This is a genomic window from Ideonella sp. FW305-24, from assembly GCF_058788035.1.
On sequence record NZ_JBYTAI010000013.1, the window covers coordinates 160,410 to 185,981 of the forward strand.

At 65.8% G+C, this 25,572-nt stretch carries 29 protein-coding genes and 1 pseudogene; 19 read left to right on the plus strand and 11 right to left on the minus strand.

Features of this window, described 5'->3' with window-relative positions:
• Both AC3WR5_RS26780 and uraH read right to left on the minus strand, forming a co-directional pair.
• Window positions 1–1,197, minus strand: a complete 1,197-nt coding sequence (locus AC3WR5_RS26780; RefSeq protein ID WP_492488451.1) for a urate hydroxylase PuuD — start codon at window positions 1,195–1,197, stop codon at window positions 1–3.
• Between the two features lie 2 nt (window positions 1,198–1,199).
• Entirely contained in the window at window positions 1,200–1,565 is a 366-nt protein-coding gene (gene uraH / locus AC3WR5_RS26785) for a hydroxyisourate hydrolase (RefSeq protein WP_141288457.1), read from the minus strand.
• Between the two features lie 265 nt (window positions 1,566–1,830).
• Between uraH and AC3WR5_RS26790 the strand changes: the two genes are divergently transcribed.
• From AC3WR5_RS26790 to AC3WR5_RS26825, 8 genes and pseudogenes are all read left to right on the plus strand, one after another.
• Window positions 1,831–2,487 (plus strand): GntR family transcriptional regulator, encoded by a 657-nt coding sequence (locus AC3WR5_RS26790; protein ID WP_492488503.1) that lies wholly within the window; start codon window positions 1,831–1,833, stop codon window positions 2,485–2,487.
• A 27-nt stretch (window positions 2,488–2,514) separates the two neighbouring features.
• A complete protein-coding gene (gene puuE, locus AC3WR5_RS26795; RefSeq protein WP_492488453.1) occupies window positions 2,515–3,474 on the plus strand; it encodes an allantoinase PuuE in 960 nt (319 codons plus the stop codon).
• Window positions 3,475–3,479: 5 nt separating this feature from the next.
• Complete coding sequence (gene uraD, locus AC3WR5_RS26800; RefSeq protein WP_492488455.1) at window positions 3,480–5,399, plus strand: 2-oxo-4-hydroxy-4-carboxy-5-ureidoimidazoline decarboxylase; 1,920 nt, start codon at window positions 3,480–3,482, stop codon at window positions 5,397–5,399.
• On the plus strand, window positions 5,396–6,649 hold the full coding sequence (locus tag AC3WR5_RS26805; RefSeq protein ID WP_492488457.1) for a M20/M25/M40 family metallo-hydrolase: 1,254 nt from the start codon (window positions 5,396–5,398) through the stop codon (window positions 6,647–6,649). The genes uraD and AC3WR5_RS26805 overlap by 4 nt, the downstream gene beginning before the upstream one ends.
• Window positions 6,650–6,787: 138 nt before the next feature.
• Complete coding sequence (locus tag AC3WR5_RS26810) at window positions 6,788–7,831, plus strand: ABC transporter substrate-binding protein (protein ID WP_492488459.1); 1,044 nt, start codon at window positions 6,788–6,790, stop codon at window positions 7,829–7,831.
• A 7-nt stretch (window positions 7,832–7,838) separates the two neighbouring features.
• The gene (locus AC3WR5_RS26815; RefSeq protein ID WP_492488461.1) at window positions 7,839–8,651 is read left to right on the plus strand and encodes an ABC transporter ATP-binding protein; all 813 of its coding nucleotides are present in this window, start codon (window positions 7,839–7,841) and stop codon (window positions 8,649–8,651) included.
• The gene (locus AC3WR5_RS26820) at window positions 8,648–9,430 is read left to right on the plus strand and encodes an ABC transporter permease (RefSeq protein ID WP_492488463.1); all 783 of its coding nucleotides are present in this window, start codon (window positions 8,648–8,650) and stop codon (window positions 9,428–9,430) included. The genes AC3WR5_RS26815 and AC3WR5_RS26820 overlap by 4 nt, the downstream gene beginning before the upstream one ends.
• A gap of 230 nt (window positions 9,431–9,660) precedes the next feature.
• Window positions 9,661–9,852 (plus strand): annotated as a pseudogene (locus AC3WR5_RS26825) (peptidase M20); the annotation flags it as partial.
• A 134-nt stretch (window positions 9,853–9,986) separates the two neighbouring features.
• On the opposite strand, the gene AC3WR5_RS26830 reads toward AC3WR5_RS26825, so the two are convergent.
• The 5 genes from AC3WR5_RS26830 to AC3WR5_RS26850 form a co-directional block, all read right to left on the minus strand.
• Window positions 9,987–10,439, minus strand: a complete 453-nt coding sequence (locus AC3WR5_RS26830) for a hypothetical protein (RefSeq protein ID WP_492488464.1) — start codon at window positions 10,437–10,439, stop codon at window positions 9,987–9,989.
• Window positions 10,436–10,756 (minus strand): hypothetical protein, encoded by a 321-nt coding sequence (locus tag AC3WR5_RS26835; RefSeq protein ID WP_492488466.1) that lies wholly within the window; start codon window positions 10,754–10,756, stop codon window positions 10,436–10,438. The genes AC3WR5_RS26830 and AC3WR5_RS26835 overlap by 4 nt, the downstream gene beginning before the upstream one ends.
• 223 nt (window positions 10,757–10,979) lie before the next feature.
• A complete protein-coding gene (locus AC3WR5_RS26840; protein WP_492488468.1) occupies window positions 10,980–11,486 on the minus strand; it encodes a hypothetical protein in 507 nt (168 codons plus the stop codon).
• A complete protein-coding gene (locus AC3WR5_RS26845; protein ID WP_492488470.1) occupies window positions 11,483–12,367 on the minus strand; it encodes an RHS repeat-associated core domain-containing protein in 885 nt (294 codons plus the stop codon). Before AC3WR5_RS26845 ends, AC3WR5_RS26840 begins: the two co-directional genes overlap by 4 nt.
• Window positions 12,364–13,317, minus strand: coding sequence for a transglutaminase family protein (locus tag AC3WR5_RS26850; protein ID WP_492488472.1), 954 nt, complete (start codon window positions 13,315–13,317; stop codon window positions 12,364–12,366). Before AC3WR5_RS26850 ends, AC3WR5_RS26845 begins: the two co-directional genes overlap by 4 nt.
• 318 nt (window positions 13,318–13,635) lie before the next feature.
• Between AC3WR5_RS26850 and AC3WR5_RS26855 the strand changes: the two genes are divergently transcribed.
• The 11 genes from AC3WR5_RS26855 to AC3WR5_RS26905 all read left to right on the plus strand — a co-directional run bounded on the left by AC3WR5_RS26855 (window position 13,636) and on the right by AC3WR5_RS26905 (window position 24,125).
• Window positions 13,636–14,121, plus strand: a complete 486-nt coding sequence (locus AC3WR5_RS26855; protein ID WP_492488474.1) for a nucleoside deaminase — start codon at window positions 13,636–13,638, stop codon at window positions 14,119–14,121.
• A 58-nt stretch (window positions 14,122–14,179) separates the two neighbouring features.
• Window positions 14,180–15,010 (plus strand): urease accessory protein UreD, encoded by an 831-nt coding sequence (locus AC3WR5_RS26860; protein WP_492488476.1) that lies wholly within the window; start codon window positions 14,180–14,182, stop codon window positions 15,008–15,010.
• A gap of 195 nt (window positions 15,011–15,205) precedes the next feature.
• The gene (locus AC3WR5_RS26865) at window positions 15,206–16,108 is read left to right on the plus strand and encodes a glucosamine kinase nucleotide-binding domain-containing protein (protein WP_492488478.1); all 903 of its coding nucleotides are present in this window, start codon (window positions 15,206–15,208) and stop codon (window positions 16,106–16,108) included.
• A complete protein-coding gene (gene nagA, locus AC3WR5_RS26870; protein ID WP_492488480.1) occupies window positions 16,105–17,271 on the plus strand; it encodes an N-acetylglucosamine-6-phosphate deacetylase in 1,167 nt (388 codons plus the stop codon). Before AC3WR5_RS26865 ends, nagA begins: the two co-directional genes overlap by 4 nt.
• Window positions 17,264–18,274: an SIS domain-containing protein gene (locus AC3WR5_RS26875; protein WP_492488481.1), complete on the plus strand. Its 1,011-nt coding sequence runs from the start codon at window positions 17,264–17,266 to the stop codon at window positions 18,272–18,274. The genes nagA and AC3WR5_RS26875 overlap by 8 nt, the downstream gene beginning before the upstream one ends.
• A 13-nt stretch (window positions 18,275–18,287) precedes the next feature.
• The gene (nagZ, locus tag AC3WR5_RS26880; protein ID WP_492488482.1) at window positions 18,288–19,790 is read left to right on the plus strand and encodes a beta-N-acetylhexosaminidase; all 1,503 of its coding nucleotides are present in this window, start codon (window positions 18,288–18,290) and stop codon (window positions 19,788–19,790) included.
• Window positions 19,791–19,832: 42 nt separating this feature from the next.
• Window positions 19,833–21,212 (plus strand): MFS transporter, encoded by a 1,380-nt coding sequence (locus tag AC3WR5_RS26885; protein WP_492488483.1) that lies wholly within the window; start codon window positions 19,833–19,835, stop codon window positions 21,210–21,212.
• On the plus strand, window positions 21,209–22,102 hold the full coding sequence (locus AC3WR5_RS26890; RefSeq protein ID WP_492488485.1) for a glycoside hydrolase family 16 protein: 894 nt from the start codon (window positions 21,209–21,211) through the stop codon (window positions 22,100–22,102). The genes AC3WR5_RS26885 and AC3WR5_RS26890 overlap by 4 nt, the downstream gene beginning before the upstream one ends.
• 271 nt (window positions 22,103–22,373) lie before the next feature.
• A complete protein-coding gene (locus AC3WR5_RS26895) occupies window positions 22,374–23,441 on the plus strand; it encodes an acyltransferase family protein (RefSeq protein ID WP_492488487.1) in 1,068 nt (355 codons plus the stop codon).
• 70 nt (window positions 23,442–23,511) lie between these two features.
• A complete protein-coding gene (locus AC3WR5_RS26900; RefSeq protein WP_141289634.1) occupies window positions 23,512–23,748 on the plus strand; it encodes a type II toxin-antitoxin system Phd/YefM family antitoxin in 237 nt (78 codons plus the stop codon).
• Complete coding sequence (locus AC3WR5_RS26905; RefSeq protein WP_141289635.1) at window positions 23,748–24,125, plus strand: type II toxin-antitoxin system VapC family toxin; 378 nt, start codon at window positions 23,748–23,750, stop codon at window positions 24,123–24,125. Before AC3WR5_RS26900 ends, AC3WR5_RS26905 begins: the two co-directional genes overlap by 1 nt.
• 82 nt (window positions 24,126–24,207) lie before the next feature.
• Here the strand turns inward: AC3WR5_RS26905 and AC3WR5_RS26910 are convergent, their stop codons facing one another.
• The 4 genes from AC3WR5_RS26910 to AC3WR5_RS26925 form a co-directional block, all read right to left on the minus strand.
• Complete coding sequence (locus AC3WR5_RS26910; RefSeq protein ID WP_170200994.1) at window positions 24,208–24,345, minus strand: hypothetical protein; 138 nt, start codon at window positions 24,343–24,345, stop codon at window positions 24,208–24,210.
• Between the two features lie 6 nt (window positions 24,346–24,351).
• Complete coding sequence (locus tag AC3WR5_RS26915) at window positions 24,352–24,774, minus strand: ExbD/TolR family protein (RefSeq protein WP_492488490.1); 423 nt, start codon at window positions 24,772–24,774, stop codon at window positions 24,352–24,354.
• A gap of 11 nt (window positions 24,775–24,785) precedes the next feature.
• Window positions 24,786–25,214, minus strand: coding sequence for an ExbD/TolR family protein (locus AC3WR5_RS26920; RefSeq protein WP_492488492.1), 429 nt, complete (start codon window positions 25,212–25,214; stop codon window positions 24,786–24,788).
• A gap of 112 nt (window positions 25,215–25,326) precedes the next feature.
• The coding region (locus tag AC3WR5_RS26925; protein WP_492488493.1) for a MotA/TolQ/ExbB proton channel family protein at window positions 25,327–25,572 on the minus strand (246 nt) is incomplete at its 5' end.

Sequence of the window (25,572 nt, forward strand, 5' to 3'; positions counted from 1 at the left end):
TCACGGCATGCCGGCCTGCACCCAGCGGCCCAGCAACGCGCGTTCGTCCTCGGTGATCTGCGTCGCGTTGTTCAGCGGCATCAGCTTGAGCACCACCGCCTGCTGGTAGAGCTGCTGGCCGTGCTGGCGGATCAGCGCCTCGCTGTCCAGCGCCACGCCCTTGTTCTGCAGGTTGGCGTTGTGGCACATCACGCAGCGCTGCTGGATGACCGCCTGCACCTGCGCGAAGCTCACCGGCGGCTGGGCCACAGCCGCAGGGCGCGGCGGCGGCGCCAGCACAATGGCCAGGCCCACCAGCACGCCGCAGCCGGCCGCGAAGAACGGCCACGGCGGCGTGACGCCCTTGACCTTGGCCTTGTGGCGCGCCACGAAGAAGTGGCGGATCAAGGCGCCGGCCAGCATCAGCAGCACCAGCACCAGCCAGTTGAACCTGGCCTGGTAGAGCCAGCCGTAGTGGTTGCTGAGCATGGCCACCAGGACAGGCAGCGTGAAGTAGGTGTTGTGCACGCTGCGCTGCTTGGCGCGCTGGCCGTGCACCGGGTCCACCGGCAGGCCGGCCTTCATCTGCGCGATGACCTTGCGCTGGCCCGGAATGATCCAGTGCGCGACGTTGGCGCTCATCGCGGTGGCCATCATCGCGCCCACCAGCAGGAAGGCTGCGCGGCCGGCGAACAACTGGCAGGCGGCCCAGGCGGCGAAGACCACGACCACGGTCACCGCCACGCCCAGCAGCTTGTCACCGCTGGGCTTGCGGCCCACGGTGCGGCACAGCCCGTCGTAGATCACCCAGAAGCCGGCCAGGAAACCCAGCGCCGCGGCAATGGCGCCAGCCGGCGACCAGTGGTGCACGCTCTGGTCGATCAGGAAGGTGCCGGCATTGAACAGGTACAGCGCGGTGAACAGCCCGAAGCCGGTCAGCCAGGTGCTGTAGCTTTCCCAGTAGAACCAGTGCAGGTTCTCCGGCAGCGCCTTGGGCGCGACCATGTATTTCTGCGGGTGGTAGAAGCCGCCGCCATGCACGGCCCACAGCTCGCCGTCCACGCCCTTGGCCTTCAGCTCAGGGTCGGTCGGCGGCGTGAGGCTGTTGTCCAGGAAGACGAAGTAGAACGACGAGCCGATCCAGGCGATGGCGACGATGACATGGGCCCAGCGCAGCAGCAGGTTGGCCCAGTCCAGCAGGTAGGTGGGATCGAACAAGATCAACTGCCCCGGTAGGTGGAATAGGCCCAGGGACTGGCGAGCAAGGGGACGTGATAGTGCGCGGCGGTGTCGGCCAGGCCAAAGTCCAGCGGCACCTGGTCCAGGAACGGCGGCTCGGGCAGCTCGGCACCTTTGGCACGGAAGTAGGCCGCCACGTCGAACACCAGCCGATAGCGGCCGGGCTGGAAGCTGTCGCCCTGCAGCAGCGGCGCATCGGCGCGGCCATCGGCGTTCAGCTGCAGCGTGGCCAATCGGACGGGTGGCTCGGCGCTGCCTTCCGCCGCCAGCCGGTACAGCGCAACCGCCATGCCGGCCGCGGGGCAGCCGTTCATCGTGTCAAGCACGTGGGTGGTGAGTCGTCCCATGATGTTCCTGCGCGCCCTGCAGCGGTTGTTTCAAAGGGTCAGCCGGCCGTGAGTGCGTGGAGAAAATTGTATACACTGCAGCATACACAAGACAAGCCTGCGACCCACCTAGACTCTCGGCCTTCGTTCCACCCCCATCATCGCGCCCATGGCCACCCGACGCAGCACCGCCAGCCCCGACAGCTCTGTTCGCAAGCCGCGTGCCCGCACGACGGCCGCCGAGGTGCCCGAGGTGCAACTGCCGGCCGCGGACGACAGCGCGCAGATGACGCAGACCCAGCGCATCGTCGACGCGGTCACCGCCGCCATCGTCGAGCGCCGGCTGATGCCCGGCACCAAGCTGGCCGAGCAGCAGATCGCCGACATCTTCCAGGTCTCGCGCACCCTCGTGCGCCAGGCGCTGAACCAGCTCTCGCGCGACCGCCTGGTGGTGCTGGCGCCCGCCCGCGGCGCCTTCGTGCGCGAGCCCAGCGTCGAAGAAGCGCACCAGGTCTTCGAGGTGCGGCTGATGTTGGAGTCGGCCATGCTGCGCCGGCTCTGCGAAACCATCACCGAGGCCCAAGTCGCGACGCTGCGCCGCCACCTGGCCGATGAGCAGGCCGCGGTGGCCCGCACCGACGTGCCCGGCCGCACCCGGCTGCTGGCCGATTTCCACACCGTGCTGGCCGGCATGCTGGGCAACGAAGTGCTGGCCGAGCTGCTGGGCGACCTGCTGTCGCGCTCCTCGCTGATCTCGCTGATGTACCAGAGTTCGCACTCGGCCGAGCATTCGCAGGCCGAGCACGTGGCCATCGTCGACGCACTGGCCAGGCGGGACGCCGACGCTGCCGTCGCGCTGATGGCCGAGCACCTGGGCAACGTCGAGCGCAACCTGCGGCTGAACCCGCGCGTGAGCGACCTGGCCAGCGCCTTGCAACCCTAGCCCTCCAACCCTAGAGAGCTTTCTTCCATGCGCTACCCCCGCGACCTGCACGGCCACGGCCGCAACCCGCCTCACCCCCAATGGCCCGGCCAGGCCCGGGTGGCGCTGCAGTTCGTGCTGAACTACGAGGAAGGCGGCGAAAACTCGGTGCTGCATGGCGACGCCGGCAGCGAGCAGTTCCTCTCGGAGATGTTCAACCCGCCGAGCTTCCCGGCACGACATTTGTCGATGGAAGGCATCTACGAATACGGCTCGCGCGTGGGCGTTTGGCGGCTGCTGCGCGAGTTCGAGAAACGCGGCCTGCCGCTGACCATCTTCGGCGTGACGATGGCGCTGGAGCGCTGTCCCGAAGTCACTGCTGCGTTTGTCGAGCTGGGCCACGAGATCGCCTGCCACGGCCTGCGCTGGATCCACTACCAGAACACGCCCGAGGCCGAAGAGCGCGCCCACATGGCGCTGGCGCTGGACAGCCTGCGGCTGCTCACCGGCGGCGACCCGCATGGCAACAGCCTGCACGGCAAGGGCTGGTACACCGGCCGCGACAGCCCCAACACCCGCCGCCTGGTGGCCGACCACGGCGGCCTGGAATACGACAGCGACTACTACGGCGACGACCTGCCCTTCTGGCTGCAGGTGCGCAAGACCGACGGCACGCTGGCGCCGCAACTGGTCGTGCCCTACACGCTGGACTGCAACGACATGCGCTTCGCGCTGCCGCAGGGCTTCAGCCACGGCGATGAATTCTTCCAGTACCTGCGCGACAGCTTCGACGTGCTGTACGCTGAAGGCGAGGACCGGCCGGCGATGATGAGCATCGGCATGCACTGCCGGCTGCTGGGCCGCCCGGGCCGCATGCGCGCGCTGCAGCGTTTCCTCGACCATGTGCAGGCCCACGAGCGCGTATGGGTCACGCGGCGCATCGACATCGCCCGGCATTGGAAGGCCACGCACCCTTTCGACGCCGCCACCGCCTTTGTCTGGGAGTGAAGCTGATGGCATCCCCCGAACCCGCACGGCTGTTGGAACCTTCAAGGCTGTCGCTCGCCGACCTGAACGACGCCACGCCAGCGCAGTTCACCGCGCTGCTGGACGGTGTCTACGAACATTCGCCGTGGATCGCCGAGCGCGCCGCGGCGGCGCGCCCATTCGCCACGCTGGCGCAGCTGAAGCTGGCGCTGGTGCAGGCGGTGCGCGAAGCCACGGCCGATGAGCAACTGGGCCTGATCCGCGCCCACCCGGAGCTGGCCGGCAAGGCCATGGTGGCCAGGACGCTGACCAGCGAATCCACTGGCGAGCAGCAAAGCGCCGGGCTCACGCACTGCACGCCGGAAGAGTTCGCCCACCTGCAGGCGCTGAACGCCGCCTACAACGCGCGCTTCGGCTTTCCCTTCCTGCTCGCGGTGCGCGGCCCGCGTGGCACCGGCCTGGGCCGCGCGGCCATCATCGCGGCCTTCGAGCGCCGGCTGAAGCACCACCCGGACATCGAACGCGCCGAGAGCCTGCGCCAGATCCACCGCATTGCCGAGCTGCGCCTGGCCGACAAGTTCGCCCAGCAGCCCACGCAAGGAGAACGGGTGTGGGACTGGGCCGAAGCCCTGGCGGTGCACAGCGACCCCGGCTTTGCCGAGCAAGGCCAGCTGACCGTCACCTACCTCACCGCCGCCCACCAGGCTTGCGCCCGCCAGCTGAAAAAATGGATGCGCGAAGCCGGCTTCGACGAGGTGAAGCTGGACGCGGTGGGCAATGTCATTGGCCTGTACCACGGCCAGGACGCGCAGGGCGAAGACCCGACCGCGCCGCGGCTGTTGACCGGCTCGCACTACGACACGGTGCGCAATGCCGGCAAGTACGACGGCCGGATCGGCATCCTGGTGCCGATGGCGGTGGTGTCGCAGTTGCAGCAGCGCGGCCAGCGCCTGCCATTCGGCATCGAGGTGGTCGGTTTTGCCGAGGAAGAGGGCCAGCGTTACCCGGCCACCTTCCTGGGCTCAGGCGCGCTGGTCGGCCAGTTCGACCACGACTGGCTGGACCAGGCCGACACCGACGGCGTGACCATGCGCGACGCGATGCGCGCCGCTGGCCTGCCCGGCCGCATGGACGCGATCGAATCGCTGCAGCGCGACCCGGCGCAATACCTCGGCTTTGTCGAGGTGCACATCGAGCAGGGCCCGGTGCTCAATGAACTGGACCTACCGCTGGGCGTGGTCAGCTCGATCAACGGCAGCCGGCGCTTCCTCGGCGAGATCACCGGCGTGGCCAGCCATGCCGGCACCACGCCGATGGACCGCCGGCGCGACGCCGCCTGCGCATTCGCCGAACTGGCGTTGTACGTGGAGCGGCGCGCGGCAGAACAGCCCTGCCTGGTTGCCACCGTGGGGCAACTTGAGGTGCCTCAAGGTTCGATCAACGTGGTGCCCGGCCGCTGCAAGTTCAGCCTGGACGTGCGCGCCACGACCGACGAAGTGCGAGACGCCTGCGTGGCCGACATCCGCGCCGAGCTGGCAGGCATCACCGAACGCCGCGGCGTGAGCTTCACGCTGGACGGCATCCTCGAAGCGCCGGCCGCGCCGAGCGCCCCCGCCTGGCAGGCACGCTGGGAACGGGCGGTTGCCTCGCTTGGCCTGCCGGTGCACACCATGCCCAGCGGCGCCGGCCACGACGCGATGAAGCTGCACGAAGCCATGCCGCAAGCCATGCTCTTTGTGCGCGGCGAAAACGCCGGCATCAGCCACAACCCGCTGGAAAGCAGCACCGCGCACGACATGGACCTGGCGGTGCAGGCCTTTGCCAAGCTGCTGCAGGATTTGGCGAACGAGAGCCCCCAGGACTGGGCGGCGCCCAGCCCGCCCCCCAAGGGGGATGAGGAAACTTGGGGCGGCCCGGCGTTTCCTCAGAACAAGAGCACACCATGAACCCCGCCTTCGCTTCGCTGGACCAGTGGATCAGCGCCCATTTCGACGACGAAACCCGCTTCCTGCAAGCACTGGTGCAGGTGCCGACCGACACGCCGCCTGGGAACAATGCGCCGCACGCCGAGCGCACCGCCGAGCTGCTGGCCGGCATGGGCCTGCAGGCCGAGGCGCATGCGGTGCCGGCCGACGAGGTGGCCGCGCAAGGCATGCAGTCCATCACCAACCTGATCGTGCGGCACCGCTTCGGCCCCGGCGGGCCGACGATTGCGCTGAACGCGCACGGCGACGTGGTGCCGCCCGGCGAAGGCTGGACGCACGGGCCGTACAGCGGTGAAGTGGTGGACGATGGCGAAGGCGGCAGGCTCTATGGCCGCGCCTCGGCCGTCAGCAAGAGCGACTTCGCCACCTACACCTTCGCGCTGCGCGCACTGGCCGCGCTGCCCGAGGGCCAGCGGCCCACGCAAGGCGCGGTCGAGCTGCACTTCACCTACGACGAGGAATTCGGCGGCGAACTTGGGCCCGGCTGGCTGCTGCGCCAAGGGCTGACCAAGCCCGACCTGCTGATCGCTGCCGGTTTCAGCTACCAGGTCGTCACCGCGCACAACGGCTGCCTGCAGATGGAAGCCACGCTGCACGGCCTGGCCTCGCACGCAGCCTACCCCGAGACCGGCGTGGACGCGCTGCGCGCGGCCAACCGGCTGCTGAACGCGCTGTACGACTACAGCGACACGACGCTGCGCCAGCGCACCTCCGCCGTCGCCGGCATCCGCCACCCGTACCTGAACGTGGGCCGCATCGAAGGCGGCAGCAACACCAATGTCGTGCCCGGCAAGGTGGTGCTGAAGCTGGACCGCCGCATGATTCCTGAGGAAGACGCGACCGAGGTCGAGGCCGAGCTGCGCACGCTGATCGAGCAGACCGTTGCCGGCAGCCACGGCGTGCGGCTGGAGCTGAAGCGCCTGCTGCTGGCGCGTGCGCTGCAACCGCTGCCCGGCCACGAAAAGCTCGCGCAGGCGCTGCAGCGCCAGGCTGAACGTATCTTCGGAGAAGCCATCCCCACCTCCGGCACGCCGCTCTACACCGACGTGCGCCTTTATGGGGAACACGGCGTGCCGGCAGTGATTTACGGGGCAGGCCCGCGCACCGTGTTGGAGAGCAATGCCAAGCGCGCCGACGAGCACCTGCAGCTGAGTGACCTGCGCCGCGCAACCCAGGTCGTGGCCGCCGCGCTGCACGAACTGCTGGGCTGATCTCCCGCGCCGCGCACGAAGTGCGGGCAGCGCAGCACCTTGCGCACACTAATTGCATACAGTTTTGCATGCAGAACGAAATCGGTCCACCGCGGCCTTGTTCTTGCGTCGTCTCTTTGTGCCTTGAGTGGAGATCCCATGCCCGTGTTCGCGCCCCTGTTTTCCGCCAGCCGTCGCCGCCTGCTGGCCGCTGCCGCCACCCTCGCGCTCTGTGTCTCGGCCCAGGCCCAGGAGACCACCATCAAGTTCCAGCTCGACTGGCGCTACGAAGGCCCCAGCGCGCTGTTCCTGGTGCCGGTGTCCAAGGGCTTGTTCAAGGCCGAGAAGCTCAACGTGACGGTCGACGCCGGCAACGGCTCGGGCAACGCGGTCAACCGCGTGGCCTCCGGCGCGTACGACATGGGCTTTGCCGACATGGCCGCGCTGATGGAGTTCCAGGCCAACAACCCGAGCGCGCCGAACAAGCCGGTCGCCGTGATGATGGTCTATAACAACACGCCGGCCGCAGTGCTGGCGCTGAAGAAAAGCGGCATCAAGACGCCTGCCGACCTGACCGGCAAGAAGCTGGGCGCGCCGGTGTTCGACGCCGGCCGCCGCGGCTTTCCCATCTTCCAGAAGGCCAACGGCGTGGGCCAGGTCGAATGGATCAGCATGGACCCTGCGCTGCGCGAAACGATGCTCGCCAAGGGTGACGTGGACGCGATCACCGGCTTCTCGTTCACCTCGCTCTTGAGCCTGGAGGCGCGCGGCGTGAAGCCGGCCGACGTGACGGTGATGAGCTATCCGCAATACGGTGTGAAGCTGTATGGCAACGCCATCATCACCAGCGAAGATTTCCTCAAGAAGAACCCGGAAGCGGTGAAGGCCTTCCTGCGCGCCTTCACCAAGGGCACCAAGGCCGTGATGTCCGACACCAAGGGCGCCATCGCGGTGGTCAAGGCGCGCGACGGCATCATCAACGCCGAGCTGGAAGAGCGCCGGCTGAAGATGGCGCTGGACGCTTCGGTCGCCACGCCGGACGCCAAGGCCGAAGGCTTTGGCGACATCAACAAGCCACGCCTGGCGCTGATGGCCAGCCAGGTGGCCGACGCGTTCACGACCAAGGGCCGCATCAACCCCGACACCGTCTGGAACGGCAGCTTCCTGCCCAGTGCCGCTGAGCGCAACATCTTCGGCAAGTGAGACCGGCATGCCTTCCTTCGTGGACTTCAGAGGCGTCTGGCTGGCCTACAACGACGAGTTGCTGGCCGAGGAAAAATTCGCCGTCGAAGACATCAACCTGCAGGTGAACGAGGGCGAGTTCATCGCCATCGTCGGGCCTTCGGGCTGCGGCAAGTCCACCTTCATGAAGCTGGCCACCGGCCTGAAGCGGCCCAGCCGCGGCACGGTGGAAATCGCAGGCAAGGAAGTGACCGGGCCGCTGAAGATCACTGGCATGGCCTTCCAGGCGCCCAGCCTGCTGCCCTGGCGCACGACCGTGCAAAACGTGATGCTGCCGCTGGAGATCGTCGAGCCCTACCGCAGCAGCTTCAAGCAGAAGAAGGCCGAGTACGAAGCCAAGGCGCGCAAGCTGCTGCAAAGCGTCGGCCTGGGCGGCTACGAAGACAAGTTCCCGTGGCAGCTCTCGGGCGGCATGCAGCAGCGCGCCAGCATCTGCCGTGCGCTGGTGCATGAGCCGAAGATGCTGCTGCTGGACGAACCGTTTGGCGCGCTGGACGCCTTCACCCGCGAGGAACTATGGTGCACGCTGCGCGACCTGCAGGCGGCGCAGAAGTTCAACGTGATCCTCGTCACCCACGACCTGCGCGAGAGCGTGTTCCTCGCCGACACCGTCTACGTCATGAGCAAGAGCCCCGGCCGCTTCGTCGTGAAGCGCGAGATCGAACTGCCGCGCCCGCGGGACCTGGAGGTGACCTACTCGGCGCCGTTTTCGGAGATCGTGCATGAGCTGCGCGGGCACATTGGCGCCATGCGCAAGACTGGTACGGAGGTTGCCCAATGACCACGGCGGCCGCAAAGGCGCGCCGCCTCGAAGCGATTTCGCCGTGGGTGCTGCTGGTGCTCACGCTGGTCATCTGGCAGGCGCTGTGCACCGGCCTGCAGGTCAGCGAATTCATCTTCCCCAGCCCGCTGAAGATCTGGGAGCAGATCGTCGAATTCCGTGGCGAGATCCTGAAGCACGCCTGGCGCACTTACTGGGTCACGATGACGGGCTTCGGCATTGCCATCGTGGTTGGCGTTTTGCTGGGCTTTTTGATCGGCAGTTCGCGCCTGGCCTATGCCGCGATCTACCCGCTGATGACCGGCTTCAACGCGCTGCCCAAGGCGGCCTTCGTGCCCATCCTGGTGGTGTGGTTCGGCATTGGCGTTGGCCCGGCGGTGCTCACCGCGTTCCTGATCTCGTTTTTCCCGATCACCGTCAACATCGCCACCGGCCTGGCCACGCTGGAGCCAGAATTGGAGGATGTGTTGCGCGTGCTGGGCGCCAGGCGCTGGGACGTGCTGATGAAGGTTGGCCTGCCGCGCTCGATGCCGTATTTTTTCGGTTCGCTGAAGGTGGCGATCACGCTGGCCTTCGTCGGCACCACGGTCTCGGAGATGACGGCCTCGAACGAAGGCATTGGCTACCTGCTGGTCTCGGCCGGCTCGTCGATGCAGATGGGGCTGGCGTTTGCCGGGCTGGTCGTCGTGGGCGCGATGGCGATGCTGATGTACGAGTTCTTCTCGGTCGTGGAGAAACGCACCACCGGCTGGGCGCACCGCGGCTCGCAAGGTCATTGAAAGAGGCACCTGAATGGCCACCTGGACGGACGAACACACGATCAAGCACCTGCGTGCGGCGAATGCCGTGGCCCGCCATGCGATGGACGCCGGCCACCACCCGTTCGGCGCGCTGCTGGTGGCGCCGGACGGCGAGACCGTGCTGCTCACGCAGGGCAACGTCGACACGGTGAACCACGCCGAATCGGTGCTGGCGCGCGAGGCAGCGCGGCTCTATGCGCCGGCCATACACCTCCGGCACGCCGCTCTACACCGACGTGCGCCTTTATGGGGAACACGGCGTGCCGGCAGTGATTTACGGGGCAGGCCCGCGCACCGTGTTGGAGAGCAATGCCAAGCGCGCCGACGAGCACCTGCAGCTGAGTGACCTGCGCCGCGCAACCCAGGTCGTGGCCGCTGCGCTGCACGAACTGCTGGGCTGACGGTCTTTCGAAGATGCCCGATCATCACACTAGCAGGCTCTCATCCTCTGGAGCGACTTGCGGGTGACGCCAGGTTTGCCTTTCAGCAACTTGCCAATAGAGGCTCGGCAGCCGGCGGTCGATATTTTCTCGACCTATGCAAATTCGTTCAATTTCACAGTCAACGGCTCTCTATTTCCCTGCCCGGGTATATTCTGGAAGAATCTAATAACCGCCTCAGTCTCTTCCCCATTCCAGATCACCGCCTCTGGTGTGGCAAGATATCCATCTCCAATCGCTGCCACCCTACCAGATCCCACATCCAATAGTTCAATCCGACCAACCTCTTCATCTAAGAAGATCGCGTACTTGCCCTGAGGGGAAATGAAGAATTCTGTTCTAGTGCAGCGGCAAATCTTCTTTTCCGCTTGATATACATAAGAATAATGGCCAACCCCCTCGAAAGCTGAAGAAGCTACCCGCGCCTGGACAAGTTGAAACCCATACCCCAAATTCTCTGATTTTTCAAATTTAGGTACAGAAGTGCATGCAGCAAGAAGAAAAGTTGTTGCAATCAACAAGGCATGGATGGATCGGGCAATTGTCACTTCACTTCCTTAATGGTCGGATTGGGTGCGCTAAGTATTTCCTTGATATTTCTAGCGTCGGCTTTGCCTGGCAACTCGCTCATTAAATTCCCTCCGTAGCCGGCCGTCGGCGTAGTGGCACGTTTGCCGTCAGCCGCCTTCCCCTCAGAGTAGTGATCAGCAGCACCCATTAGATGCCCGGCTTCATGCGCAGCCTCGCCTTGACTCATGCCAGCAGAAGACGCATTCCACTCTCCCGTTGTCCCGCCTACCCCGCTAACGAATGAAGCTCCTGAGGTACTGGACGTGGAGCCATTAACCAGATTAATCACGTTCATGGCCCCAGTTGTGACCTTCACGCTCACATCAACACTATGCCCATCTATGTCATATGTACCACTCCATCTCGATGAAATATCATTCGACATATTTGCTATATTTGCAGGCGTAGCGCCTGCCCCTGTGAACTTTATAGGGGCGGTCTCAAGTCTGAAGCGCGGCACCCGGCATAGGGTGCACGTGAGATCGGTTGCTATGCTTCGGATTTGAGGAAGCGACGTTTTAATTCACTGCCCGGCGTGCATTTTCAATGCACTGAATTTTGCCAGATTTAGTTGAGCATGCTCTAATATTTCTAATGAACGACTCGGAATTCTCTTTCGCTTGACTGGCGTCAATTACAAGATGAATTGAGGTGCTTTGGCTATTGCGTCTAGCAAGATATTCAATCCGCCCACCAGGCAAACTTCTAGTTTTGCATTCAGAGAATCCACTTTGCCAAGCGCATTTTATGAAGTCAATCCCGGCACTTTCCGATAGATTGGGATTGAATCCTGAATATAAATGAGCAGTCGCCCCAGATGAAAATCTAACCTCATATTCAACAAAATCCATAACCACCTGCATGGTAAGGACATCCCCTTGCACAATCCCAAAACAACCATCGGCTAAGTAAACATTGCAGAAGGAATATGGGCCATTTGGCACAACCTTCTTTGCGTCACTTGCAGACGTTCCGATGGATGCACACAGGAGTATTACGAATGAGAGGGTATGTAAATATTTCATTTCATCTCATTGTTGACTTTATTCTTTTCGCTACTCTTCAAGATCTCTGACATGTTTTTCGAATCCGGCTTTCCAGGCAATTGACCCATTAAATTACCTTTAAACCCGTCAGCTGGCGAAGTTACCCGTGTTCCTGTCGCATCTTTGCTAGACGTGTAGTGATCCGCTGCTCCCATTAGATGTCCTGCCTCATGAGCGGCCTCCCCCGCAGCCATTCCCGCGGAATTTGTATTCCATTCACCTGAGTTCCCGTTACTCACAAATGATGCACCCGCTGCAGCGGTATACGATGTTAATCCCGTTGTTAGAGTAATGTTATTCAGCTTCCCGTCTGTTGCCCCATCTACCACGCTAACAGAGACATTCACGTCAGCACCTCCTATATTGTATGTGCCACTCCAAACGGATTGGATTTGGGATTTGATTGAAGAAACGTTTGCAGCTGTCGCACCAGGACCAGAAAATTTTATGGGAACAGCGATCCCGATACTTCCATCCCTTTTATACGTGACTACGGCATCTCTTCCATCCGGATCCGTATACCGATATGGATTATTGTTGGCATAGTTGTACCGGTTGAAGTTTGAACCGTCCTCAGTGCTGACCGGCTCCGGATCCTTCGACACAAACCTTCCCAGCAACGAATCGTGGTATCTCGGCTGCGTCAGGTCCTGATCGGCAACAGGCTCGTGGCCGATATCAAAGTTGCTCGAATGGGCGCTGACGGTGTCAGCCTTGGCGGCGCAGTTGGCCTCAACGCGCAACGCCGAGTTGACATCGGTCATCGCAGAGTCGGCAGATAGGAGCCGTGCCTGCACCGTGTTTGCCAAGAACATGACAAGCAACATGGCCATGCAGGCCACTACTTTGTAGTTTCTCATTTTTTGATCCCTTCCTGTGCCCGTTGACGTTGAATGAATTTGAGATAGGCGTTTGTGTTTTCCTCGGTTGGTGGCGCCCAGCCGAGCGCTTCGGCCTTGGCGAACCATTCGAGATTGGCATGGCTGCGCATGCGGTAGTCTTTCTGCAATTCAGGAGGAATGTCACCGATGGTCTGGTACCGGCTAATGTAGCGGTCCTGAAGCTGTATGTAGTAGGCGTTCGCCTTTTGCACCATCGCGGTTGTGTCCTTGGGGTCGACCGCAAGGAGCATGTCCGCTATTTCCATGAGCTCATCGCCACGCTTTTGGTGATTGAGTTGCTCCATCAAGACGTGAGCCATGAGGCCAACGGCCTCATGCGGGGTGAACGGGCGCAGATAGATTTGATTTCGCATGGCATCGGCGCTGATGTCCAATTCGCGCACGTAGCTGCTGTCCCATTTATAGTCCCCAAAGGTGGCTTCAACATTGAGCCAGCTTTGCCCATCAGCGAACTTCACCAGCATATGCTGTGGCGCGATGCTCAGTGTCACGGTCAAACCAAGACGCTGCCCGATGATGGCCACCAAGGTGGGCATCGAAACGCAATTGCCTTTTCGCGTCTGCAGGTAGCTTGAAAGGAGCTTGCTGTGCGCGTCCGTTCCGAGAGGGTTCTTCAAGTCATAGGTGAAGGGACGGTTCCCATTCCACGGCCCTGGTGTGTAGAGGGTGGACAGCAGGACATCCATGCGCTCGCGGAGGGAGAGTCCCGCAGGCGTGCGTGCACGAACCGCTTGGACGAGCGAGTCGATCTCAAGCAGCACAAAAGATTCGTTAATCGAGGGCTCTATCAATCGATCCACAACGAGCTTTGCCGCAGCGAAGTCAACCCGCTCGTCTGGTTGCGAAAGCTGCTGCTGCAACCTCGCGTACTGGAAACTGGGAGCGGCGTGCGCGGCGCCAAGCTGCAAGAGCACTGCGCCTACAACAGACCAACACCAGCGGCAAACCGCACTGCTCCTCATGCAGCGCCTCCCATTCGTTTCTCGTGAAGATCCATTGGTTCGAGCGATGGAACAATCAGCGAGGCGAGAAAGCGGGAGCCAGCTGATATCCAGAGAAGCCCGAGGCTTTTCCAGGCTGCCTTGGGAGGCAGAACGGCATGCACCTTACGTCACGCGGACAAGTTACGCATCCCTCTTGCGAGGGGGAAGGCTCGGCAGTCTCAATTCTGAAGCGCACCAACGTCTGGGCCCACCGCGGCTCGCAAGAACATTAAAAGGCACCCCATGGCCACCTGGACCAACGAGCACACCCTCAAGCACCTGCGCGCCGCCAATGCAGTCGCGCGCCAGGCGATGGACGCTGGCCACCACCCATTCGGCGCGCTGCTGGTGGCGCCGGACGGCGAGACCGTGCTGCTCACGCAAGGCAATGTGGACACGGTGAACCACGCCGAATCGGTGCTGGCGCGCGAGGCCGCGCGGCTGTATGCGCCGGCCATGCTGTGGGACTGCACGCTGGTCACCACGCTGGAGCCTTGCGCGATGTGCGCCGGTACGCAGTACTGGGCCAACATCGGCCGCCTGGTCTACGGCGCCAGCGAGGCCGACCTGCTGGCCCTCACCGGCAACCACGCCGAGAACCCGACGCTGGACCTGCCCTGCCGCGAGCTGTTCGCGCGCGGGCAGAAAGCCATCGAAGTGATCGGCCCGCTGGCCGAGCTTCGCGACGAACTGCTGGCCCCGCACCGGCGTTTCTGGCACACGCGCTGAAGACCGAGGCGCTGGCAGCTTCTACACTGCCGGCTCCTGCTTCTACTGCGTTCACCTCATGGGCTGGCAAGGCCACCTGCACCTGCACTACACCCGCGATGGCGAACGCACCATCGCGCTGGACCGCCACTCCGGCCCGCTGCGCGTGCTGCAGCGGCTCTACCCCGAAGGCCCTGGCATCTGCCACCACGTGCTGGTGCACCCGCCCGGTGGCATCGTTGGCGGGGATGAGCTGAAGGTCGAAATCCAGCAGGCCGAAGGCACGCACGCCGTCATCACCACGCCTGGCGCCACGCGCTTCTACCGCAGCGCTGGTGAGCTCGCCACACAGACGGTGCATGTGCAGCTCGCACCCGGCGCACGGCTGGAATGGCTGCCGCTGGAAACGATTGCCTACCGCGGCTGCCTGGCTGAAAACCGGCTGCGCTTCGAGCTGGCACCCGGTGCCGAAATGATGGGCTGGGAAATGCTGGCGCTGGGACTGCCGGCGGCCAACCAGGCGTTTGATGCCGGTCGCATCACCCAGCAGATGGAACTGCCCGGCGTGTGGCTGGAACGCGCCCGCCTGGATGCCAGCGACACGCTGCTGCTGGACTCGCCGCTGGGCATGGCCGGCCGGCGCGTGCTGGGCACCTTGTGGCTGGCCTCGGGCTCGCCGATTGCCAGCTCCCAACGCAATGCCCTGCTCGACGCCGCCCGCGAGGTCTTCGCCGGCCATCCGCTGGCCAGCTTTGCCGGCGCCACCTCGCCGGACGCACAGATGCTGGTCTGCCGCGCGCTGGCCTCGCGGGTGGAGCCACTGTTCGGGCTGTGGCGCCAGGTGCGCGCGCGCTGGCGCACACTGCAATGGGGCCTGGATGGCGCGCCACCGCGGATCTGGTCGACCTGAGGCCAACGCTGGCCTTGGCATTATCTGGTCCTAAATTGGTACTAATGCACATGCGCTTGACGGCCTGAAGACAAGCCTCGGAAGTCGAAGGTTTACCCTGCTTCACCCTGGTTCATGTTGATGCTGGTCTTCTTCTGGTACTATATTGGTATCAAACGAATCGACTCACTCGACACCATCAAAGGGGGCATTGCGTTGAGCTTGCGCTTCATCATTGGCGTGGACGGCGGCGGCACCGGCACCCGGGCCCGCGTCTGCTCGCCCGAGGGCAGCGTGCTGGGCTTTGGCGAGGCCGGCCCGTCCGGCCTGTCGCAAGGCGTGGAACAGGCCTGGCGCCACGTGCTGCAGGCCAGCCGCGCTGCGCTTGCCGCCGCGGGTTCGCCGGACGCCTCTTGGAGCGACTGCGCGCTGGGCGCGGGCCTTGCCGGCGAGCATGTGCTGGCGCTGCGCGAAGCCTTCATCGCGACCCAGCCGCAACACGCGCCCGGCCTGCAGGACTTGGCACTCGCAAGCGATGCGCTGGCCGCATTGCTGGGCGCGCACGGCGGCCAGCCCGGGCTGGTGCTGGTCGCAGGCACCGGCAGTGTGGCCGAAGCCTTGTGGGCCGACGGGCACCACCGCACGGTGGGCGGCTGGGGCTTTGGCGTGGGCGACGAAGGCAGCGGCGCCTGGCTGGGCCTGCAGGCGGTGCGCCATGCCCACCATGTGCTGGACGGCCAGGTGGCCGCAGGCCCGCTGGCCAAGGCCATCCTCGCCGCCACCGGTGCCGACGTGCCTGCCATGCGCGCCTGGTGCGCCCAGGCCGGACAGCGCGCGTATGCCGCGCTGGCGCCGCTGGTCTTCGAACATGAAGCGGCCGACCCCATGGCCGCCGCGCTGCTGCGCGACGCCGCCACCGCCTTGAGCGACATGGTGCGCGCGCTGGACCCGGCCGGCCAGCTGCCGGTGGTCTGCAGCGGCAGCATCGCCCAGCGCCTGTTGCCCTACCTGCCGCCGATGCTGCGCAGCCGCTGCAGGGCAGCCCAGGGCGACGCGGCCGATGGCGCGATCCACCTGGTGCGCCGCAAGCTGGGCCTGACGCAAGGAGCCGCCGCATGAACGCGCCAGTGGCAGCTTCGGTCGGCGCGAACGGCGAGCCCTACGGCACGCTGCACGGCCACATCCTCACGCCCGAAGGCTTTGTGCATGGCGAGCTGCGCCATGCGCAAGGCCGCATCCAGGCCATCAGCGGCCGGCCGGTCAGCGAGCGCGAAGCGCGTGCCAGCGGCGAGCCGCTGATCCTGCCCGGCTTCATCGACCTGCATGTGCACGGCGGCGGCGGGCACGACACGATGGACGCCGGCGACGCCGCGCTGCACATCGCCCGCGCCCACGCCCGCCACGGCACGACTTCGCTGCTGGCGACCACCATGACCGCGCCGGCCGGCGAGATCGAGGCCGCGTTCCAGGCCATGGGCCCGATCTGCGCCGCACGCCAGGGCGGCAGCGCGCGCGTGCTGGGCGTGCACCTGGAAGGCCCGTACATCAACCCCGGCAAGCTGGGCGCGCAACCGGACTTCGCCCGCGAGGCGTCCATCAGCGAGGTGCGCCGGCTGCATGCGCTGGCACCGATCCGGCTCATCACCGTGGCGCCCGAGCTGCCCGGCCATTTGCAGCTGATCGGTCAGATGGTGGCCGAAGGCTTCCGCGTGCAGGTCGGCCACACGGCCGGTTGTTATGAAGACGGCGTGGCCGCGCTGGAGGCCGGGGCCGGTGGCTTCACCCACCTGTTCAACGCGATGACCGGCATGCACCACCGCGAGCCCGGCATGGTGGGCGCGGCGCTGGCGCATGCGCATTACGCCGAGATCATCCCGGACCTGCTGCATGTGCACCCCGGCGCGCTGAAGGTCGCGCTGCGCACCATTCCGCGGCTGTATTGCGTGACCGACTCGACTGCCGCCGCCGGCATGCCAGACGGCGAGTACCACCTGGGCCGGCACAAGGTCTTCAAGTGCCTGGGCGGCGTGCGGCTGGCCGACGGCACGCTCGCCGGCAGCGCCTTGACGATGGACCAGGCGCTGCGCAATTTCGTCAGCCTGGGCCTGGACCTGACCGAGGCTTCGGCCCGCACCTCGACCTTCGCGGCCGACTACCTGGGCCTGGCCGAACGCGGCCGCCTGGTGGCCGGCGCGATGGCCGATCTCGTGATGTTGGACCCTGCGCTGACCCTGCAGCGCGTGGTCGTGGAAGGAGAGTCGATTGAACTCCAGGATGCTTGAAGAGACCCGCGAGGCCCCGGCCGCCGTGGCCCGCCAGATGGCGGCCGACGCCGACACCTACGCAGCCCTGGCCCGCAGCCTGCGCGAGCAGCCGCTGCAAGGCCTGCTAACGGTCGCCCGCGGCAGCTCGGACCACGCCGCCCACTACATGGCCTACCTGGCGATGGCGCGCATGGGCCGGCTGGTGACCTCGCTGCCGATGTCGCTGCTGACGCTCTACCAGTCCTCGCTGCACTGCGAGGGTCTGATGTCGCTGGCGTTTTCGCAGTCCGGCCAGAGCCCGGACCTGGTCGCCCCCACGCGCTTCTTCCGCGCCGGCGGCGCGCGCACCGTGGCTGTCGTCAACCAGGTGGACTCGCCACTGGGCGAGGCCGCGCAGTGGGTGCTGCCGCTGCACGCCGGGCCCGAGAAGAGCGTGGCCGCGACCAAGAGCTACATCGCCCAGCTGGTGGCCGGCGCACGCCTGGTCGCCAACTGGCAGCAGGACGCGGCGCTGCTGCGCGCGCTGGAGGCCCTGCCCGAAGCGCTGTCGCAAGCGCTGGCGCTGGACTGGACGCCGGCCGTCGAGGTGCTGACCGGCGCCGACAAGCTGTTTGTCATCAGCCGCGGCACCGGCCTGGCGGTGGCGATGGAAGCCGCGCTGAAGTTCAAGGAAACCTGCGGCATCCAGGCCGAGGCCTTCTCGGGCGCCGAGGTCAAGCACGGGCCGATGGCGCTGGTGGACGAAGGCTATCCGCTGCTGGTGTTCGCACCGCACGGCCCGGCCCAGGCCGGCCTGCTGACGCTGGCCGCCGAGATGCGCCAGCGCGGTGGCCGCGTGCTGCTGGCCGCCCCCGCCGGCACGCCCGGTGCCGAGCTGCCGCTGGCGCCCACGGCCAACGAGGACCTGGACCCGATTGCCGCGATCCAGAGCTTTTACCCGATGGTCGAAGCCCTGGCCCGCGCCCGCGGTGCGAACCCGGACCAGCCGCGCCACCTCAGCAAAGTGACGCTGACAAAGTAAACCCACGCCACCCATGCACGCCGAGTTCCACCCGGGCCATCTGGTGATGGTCGACATTGAAGGCACCTCTTTGTCGGAGGAGACGGCGGCGTTCCTGCGCCGGCACCGCATCCGCGCGATCTGCCTGTTCCGCCGCAACCTGGGCACCGAAGCCGAGGTGCGCAAGCTCTGCACGGACCTGCGCGAGGTGCTGGGGCCCAGCGCCTTGATCGCCATCGACCAGGAAGGCGGCTCGGTGAACCGCTTCACCGCCTTGCCGCATGCGACGGGCGCGATGGCGATTGGCGCGATTGCCGACATCGCCGAAGCCGAGGCCCTGGCCGAAGCCACCGGTGCCGCCGTGGCGCGTGGCCTGATCAGCCTGGGCATCAACTGGAACCTGGCGCCGGTGCTGGACGTGAACAACAACCCGGCCAACCCGGTGATCGGCGAGCGCAGCTTCGGCGCCGATCCGCGCCGCGTGGCCCGCTTGGCAGCCGCCTGGATGCGCGGTTCGCTGAAGGAGGGCGTGGGCTGCTGCCTCAAGCACTTCCCCGGCCATGGCGACACGCACGTGGACTCGCACCACGCGCTGCCAACCGTCGACAAGTCCCTCGAAGAACTCGATGCGCTGGAGCTGATCCCGTTCCGTGCCATCGGACCCGATGCGCCCGCCGTGATGACCGCCCACATCGTCTATCCGCAACTGGACCCGCAGCACCCGGCCACGCTGTCGCACCGCGTGCTGACCGGCCTGCTGCGGCAGGACATGGGCTACGGCGGCGTGGTGCTGACCGACGCGCTGATGATGAAGGCCATCCACGAGCGCTACGGCCATGCCCGCGCCGCGGTGCTGACGCTGCAGGCCGGTGCCGACATGCCGCTGGCGCAAGGCCTGCCGCAGGAACAGGCTGCCGCGGTGCAGGCCATCGAACTCGCACTGCGCGAGGGCGAACTGCTGCCCGAACAGGTGCAGCGCTCGGCCGCCCGGCTGGACGCTTTGGCCGCCCGCTTTCCCGCAACACCGCGCCCTTACGCCCCCGAGCAGCGCACCGCCGACGAAGCGCTGGCACGCGACGGCTGGCGCCGTGGCCTGACCGCCTTGGCCGGCGCATTGCCGCCCACCAGCGGCACGCGGCTGCGTGTGCTGACGCAGGCCCGCGTGGACTGCGACGGCGTCTCCGAAGCCGGCCTGGAAGGCGCCGCGGTGCGCGCACTGTTCGCGCTGGACGCGGATGTCGAGATGCTGCTGGTCGAGGACCTGACCAGCTTCGACTTCGGCACGCTGCCGGACGATGGCCGCACGCTGGTGCTGGTGTCCAACCACCGCAAGCGCTACCCAGCTGCAGCCGCCACGTGGCAGCCCGCGCTGCACATCGCCTTGTGGAATCCGTTCCAGGTGCTGGACGTGCCCGCCCCGTCGCTCGTCAGCTGGGGCTACGCCGAAGGCGCGCTGGAAGCCGTCACCGACTGGCTGGCCGGCCGCTTGCAAGCGACGGGCGTGGCCCCGGTCGAGCTGGTGCCACCGATCCGCTGAGACCTTCCCCTGTTGCCCTGAACCGCCTGCCCGGAGCCCGCGATGTCTGACGCCTCCTTTCCCCACCGCGCTGGCGGTTCGCCGATGCGCTGGGTGCCCAGCCTGTACTTCGTGCAGGGCATGCAGTTCTGGGTGGTGATGCTGATCGCCGGGCTGATGTTCAAGAACATGGGCGTGAGCAACCAGGAGATCGCGCGCTGGACCGGGGTGCTGGGCCTGGCCTGGGCCATCAAGCCGCTGTGGAGCCCGTTCCTCGAACTGTTCCGCAGCAAGAAGCGCATCGTCGTGGCGATGCAGTTCACCGGCGCGGTCTGCCTGGGCGCGGTGGCGCTGGTGCTGCAGTCGCCGGCCTTCTTCGCGCTGACCATTGCCGTGCTGTGCCTGCTGGCCTACGCCTCGGCCACGCACGACATTGCCTGCGACGGCCTGTACATGGCCTCGCTCAGCGCGCCGCAGCAAGCCGCCTATGCCGGCTGGCAAGGCGCGTTTTTCAATGCCTCGAAGTTCCTCACGCTGGGCGCACTGATCGTCTGGGCCGGCCATCTGGAAAAGTCGGTCGGCGTGTTCAACGCCTGGTCCACCATCTTCGGCGGCCTGGCCCTGCTGCTCGCGCTGCTGGCCAGCTACAACGCCTGGGCCCTGCCCTCGCCGGCCTCGGCCGCGAACGCACCGCGCAGCGCCCAGGCCGTGTGGCAGACGCTGCAGGAAGTCATCGTCGCCTTCTTCCGCAAGCCGGGCATCTGGCTGGCCATTCTTTTCATCGTGCTGTTCCGTTTTGCCGAAGGCCAGGTGCAGACCATCGGCCCGCTGTTCCTGCTGGAAAAGCGCGAGGCCGGTGGGCTGGGCCTGCTGACCGAACAGATCGGCGCGATCTACGGTGGCATCGGCACCGCGGCTTTCCTGGTCGGCAGCATCCTGGGCGGCCTGTTCGCCTCCAGGCTGGGCCTGAAGCGCGCGATGCCGCTGCTGATCATCGCGATGGCCGTGCCCAACATGACTTTCGCGTGGCTTGCGCATGTGCGGCCGGCCGTGGACAGCGGCATCGCGCTGCCAACGTTGCTGGCCTCGCTGCCCGGCATGCCCAGCACGCTGAGCGACATCGCCATCGCGGTGATGATCGAGATGTTCGGCTACGGCTTCGGCTTTGTCGGCATGATCCTGTACATCATGCAGGCCGTGGCACCCGGCCCGTTCCAGACCGCCCACTACGCGCTGGGCTCCGGCGTGATGCAGCTGGGTTTCATCTTCTCCAAGACCATCAGCGGCGATCTGCAGGCCGCCCTGGGCTACGAACATTTCTTCTACTGGACGATCGCCTGCGGCGTGCCAGCGCTGGCGCTGTTGGTCTGGGTCAAACTGCCCGACCGCGACGGCGCGCCAGCCGCCCAGTCAACACCTGCCGGCGAAGGTTCTCCCGCATGAGGCCGCTGCTGATGGCCAGTGCGCTGTTTGCCTGCGCCAGCGCGCAGTCCACCGAACTCTTCTTCGACGACTTCAGCCAGCCCTCGCTTGAAGCGCTGAGCCAGAACGGCTGGATCGTGCGCAGCGAAGCAGGCCACCCCGGCATCGCCGGCGCCGCCTGGGGCCCGAACACGCTGCGCCTGGTGGCCGACCCGCACACCACCGGCGCACGCCTGCTGGAACTCGAAGCCCGCACGGACGGCACGCCGGCCCACAGTGCCCAAGCCCAGCTCTGCCAGCAGCGCAAGTTCCTGCGCGGCACCTACGCCGCCCGCATCCACTTCCACGACACACCCGAGCGCGGCCCGGATGGCGACCCCATCATCCAGACTTTCTACGCCGTCGCCCCGCTGCGCTTCGACTTCGACCCCGAGTTCAGCGAGCTGGACTGGGAGTACCTCGCCAACGGCGGCTGGGGCAGCGACAAGACCCGGCTCTACGGCATTGCCTGGCAGACCGTGCGCATCGACCCCTGGGCCGCCTACAACCAGGCCCACGAACACTTCGCTGCGCTGGACGGTTGGCACACGCTGTTGATGCAGGTGGACGCCACCAACACCCGCCTCTTCCTCGACGGCCAGCCCCTCGCCACCCACGGCGGCCGCAACCACCCGGTGCAGCCCATGGCCATCAGCTTCAACCTCTGGTTCTCACCCGAAGGCCTGCTGCCCACCAGTGCCGGCATGCGCATCTGGCGACAGCAGGTGGACTGGGTTTTGCACGCGAAGGACGAGCAACTGAGCCCTGCGCAGGTGGATGCGGAAGTTCAGCGTTTGCGCCGCGAGGGCTTGAGTCATCTGGATCAGGTACCTGTAACCGATCCTCCGTTGACGAGTCCTTGCAACATCTAAAGCTCCTCCCGTCCCGGTAGGCGCGAGTCGCGGTCGCCGGGTAGTCACTTCCGCTCATGTCCCCCGGCCTGCGGCCTCCTCCTTTACTTCGCTGCAGTGACCACCCGACACCCGCTGCGGGAAGCGGGTCTTACTGCAACGGTCGAACAGCCCAGTCGCGTGCCCGATCAGGACGGTGGGGTGTGTTGTGCAGCGAAGTAAAGGGGGAGGCCGCAGGCCGGAGGACATGAGCGGAACAACACACCCCGGCGGCCTGATCTCGCTCCCACCCATGCAACGACCCAATCCTCGCCTCGCCTCCATCGACGCCCTCAGAGGCTGGGCCGTTGCCGCCATGATCCTGGTCAACAACCCTGGCGACTGGGGCCATGTGTGGTGGCCGCTGGAGCATGCCGAGTGGCACGGCTGCACGCCCACCGACCTGATCTTCCCGGGCTTCCTGTTCATCGTCGGCGTGTCGCTGGCCTTTGCCACGGGACCTAAACGGGACCGTGGCGAGACTGCGGGCCTCGCGGGCGCGCTGTGGTGGCGCGCGATGCGCATCGTGTTGCTCGGACTGGTGCTGCACGCGGTGGCGCACTGGGCCATGGACACGCGCGCGTTCCGTCCGTTTGGCGTGCTGCAACGCATCGGGCTTTGCTTCGGGCTGGCCGGCAGCGTGGCCGCGCTGCTGCCGCGCGGCCGCTGGCCTTGGTTGTTCATTGCGCTGCTATTGGGCTACGGTGCATTGCTGCTGGCGCCCGGCGGCCTACAAACCGGCAGCAATGCCGAAGCGCGTGTCGACAGCTGGCTGCTGGGCCGCTACGCCTATCAATGGGACGCAGCCACCGACCTCGCGTTCGACCCCGAAGGCCCGGTGGGCCTGCTCGGCGCCCTGGCCACCACGCTGCTGGGCCTGATCGCTGGAGAGACCTTGCGCCGCGGCGCGCTGCAACGGCTGTGGGCATTCGCGCTGGTCGCGCTGACGCTGGGCGCACTCGGCTCGCTGGTCTGGCCCTGGAACAAGTCGCTGTGGACGCCTTCTTTCGTGCTCTGGGCCGGCGGCTGGGCCACGCTGGCACTGGCCCTGTTCCACCGCCTGATCGACCGCCAAGGTCTGCCCCCGCTCGGCCAAGCCTTCGGCCTCAACGCCATCACCGCCTACGCTGGCGCCTGGTTGTTGACCTGCCTGCTCGAAGGCACCGGCTGGGGCACCCCGCTGTATGCCCACGCCTTCGCCTGGATGACCCCCTGGACCGGCCCGCTGTGGCCGTCTCACCTGTGGGCGTTGGCGGGCGTGGCGGTGTGGTGGGCCGTTACGAAGCTGATGCAACGGCGGGGGTGGGTGGTGACGATCTGAACCCATGGCGGTTGCGACAGGCAGGCCAAATAGACTAGACTTGGTCTGAATTCTGCCCGAGTCGCCCGCCATGAATCCAGTCAACATCTACGACGCGAAGACCCGCCTTTCCCAGCTGGTGGACCAAGCAGCGTCGGGCGAAGACGTGGTCGTGAGCCGCCACGGCAAACCGATCGCGCGCATCACCCAACTGTCTAGCAGCAAGGGCAAGATCAGGTTCGGCGTGCTCAAAGGCAAGGTCAAGGTCGCCGCGGACTTCGACGCGCCGCTGCCCGATGAGGTGTTGGCCGGATTCGAGGGCCGCTGATGCGCCTGCTGCTGGACACCCACATCTACCTGTGGGCCGTCACCGACTCGCGTTCACTGAAGCCAGCGGCACGGCGTCTCATCGAGTCCGCGGACGAGGTCTTTGTCTCTGCCGCGTCGATCTGGGAGATCGCCATCAAGGCCAAGCTTGGCAAGCTCCAAGCCGATCCACAAGCGCTCGCCGCCGCCATCCCTGACAGCGGCTTTTCCGAATTGCCGGTGCGGGCTTCTCATGCAGCCGGCGTCGGCCTGTTGCCACTGCATCACAGCGACCCGTTCGACCGGTTGCTGGTGGCTCAGGCGATGGCCGAGCCGCTGCACTTGCTGACCGCCGACGCCATGCTCGCGCCATATTCCGAGTTGGTCATGCTGGCCTGAAGTTCGCTCGCACCGCCAGCGGCCACAGCCGCGCCAGATCGGTCGCGCCGTCGTTGCCCTGCACCGTCCAGGCCTTGCGCCATCAGCGCGAGGCCAGCAGCGGTTTGACGACTTCAGGGCGAATGGCGGGCGGCGCAGTCTGGGCTGCGGCACCGAAACTGGCCGCCAGTGCGAGCGTCAGGGCCAGCGTGAGAAGAGAAGCTTTGAGTGAGACGTTCACAGCCGCTCAGTCCATGAACTGCTCGTTGCCGATGATGCCGATCTTGGTGACACCCAGGCGCTGAGCCTCGGCCATCACCATCGCGACGTGCTTGTAGGTCACCAGCTTGTTGGGCCGCAGGTGCACCTCGGGCTGGTCCGGCAGTTGCGCCAGCCGGTACAGCCGCGCTTGCAGGTCCGCCCGGGTGGGCACCAGTTCGCCGTTCCAGCCTATCGTGCCGTCGAAGTCGACGTCGATGCGCACGATCTCCGGCGGCTTGGGCGGCGGCTGGCTTGCGCTGTTCTGCGGCATGTTCATCTTCACCGCATGCGTCTGCACCGGGATGGTGATGATGAACATGATCAGCAGCACCAACATCACGTCGATCAGCGGCGTGGTGTTCATCTCCACCATCATGTCGTCGTCAGACGACCCTACGCTCATGGCCATGGGTTACTCCTTCAGCCCTTCGGCGGCGGTTCGGTGATGAACCCCACCTTGGCAATGCCCGCACGCTGGCAGGCCACGATCAGCTTGCCCACCGATTCGTAGCGCACGTTGGCGTCGCCACGGATGTGCACCTCGGGCTGCGGGTCCTTGACCGACTCCTTCTTGAGCATGTCCACCAGCGTCTGCTGGTCCGGAATGCGCTTGGTCGACCAGTACACGTCGCCGTCCTTGGTCACCGCCAGCAGGATGTTCTCCGGCTTGGTGGTGGTGGGCACGTTGATTTCCTTGGGCAGGCTCAGCGTGACCGACTGCGTGACCACGGGAATCGTGATCAGGAAAATGATCAGCAGCACCAGCATCACATCCACCAGCGGGGTGGTGTTGATGCTGGAGTTCATCTGCTCTTCGCCTTCGTCGGCGGCGCCTACGGTCATCGACATGTGACTATCCTTCGTTCGGGCGAGGGCCAGGAATTTCCGCCGGGCCGCCCCAAGGAAATTCGCTCCCCTCGGGGGGCGACGCTGTGGACCCACAGCGTCTTGGGGCCAACATTCATTTCTTTCCAGCCAACAGCACGTTGTGCAGGTCGCCCGAGAACGCGCGGACCTTTTCCAGCACTGCCTTGTTGCGGCGGATCAGCCAGTTGTAGCCCATCACCGCAGGCACCGCGACGGCCAGGCCGAAGGCGGTCATGATCAGCGCTTCACCGACCGGGCCGGCAACCTTGTCGATCGAGGCCTGGCCCGAGATGCCGATGGCGGTCAGCGCGTGGTAGATGCCCCAGACCGTGCCGAACAA